1 protein-coding gene is annotated in these 396 nt (G+C 61.1%); it reads right to left on the bottom strand.

The annotated features are described in order from the left end of the window. Positions 1-396: aldo/keto reductase (locus FJV41_RS56440; protein ID WP_141649693.1), on the bottom strand; the 396-nt coding region annotated here is incomplete at both ends.

The following is a 396-nucleotide window of genomic DNA, read 5'->3' as shown; positions in this document are numbered from 1 at the left end:
CGCGCGCACCTTGCCGGCGGTCACTGCGGTGTGCAGCGCCTCCAGCACGTCGATAACCGGGGTGTTGTAATCCCAGATGTGGTAGATGTAGAGGTCGATGTAGTCCATCCCGAGGTTTCGCAGACTCTGGTCAAGCGAGCGGGTTATAGCCTGTTTTCCGCTGATCCCCTCGGCAATCTGCGCGGCGGTTCGTGGCAGAAACTTGGTGGCCAGCACCACCTCCTCGCGTTTTGCCATCTCCCGCAGCGCCCGGCCAACGTACCGTTCGCTGGAGCCGTTCTGATAGGCGATGGCGGTATCGTAAAAATTGATGCCCTGTTCCAGAGCGTGGCGGATGATGTCCCGGCTGGCTGTTTCGTCCAGCGTCCAGCGATGCTGACCCGTTGACGGATCGCC

The organism is Myxococcus llanfairpwllgwyngyllgogerychwyrndrobwllllantysiliogogogochensis (assembly GCF_006636215.1).
Taxonomy (GTDB): domain Bacteria; phylum Myxococcota; class Myxococcia; order Myxococcales; family Myxococcaceae; genus Myxococcus; species Myxococcus llanfairpwllgwyngyllgogerychwyrndrobwllllantysiliogogogochensis.
This window is presented reverse-complemented; position numbering and strand designations above follow the sequence as displayed.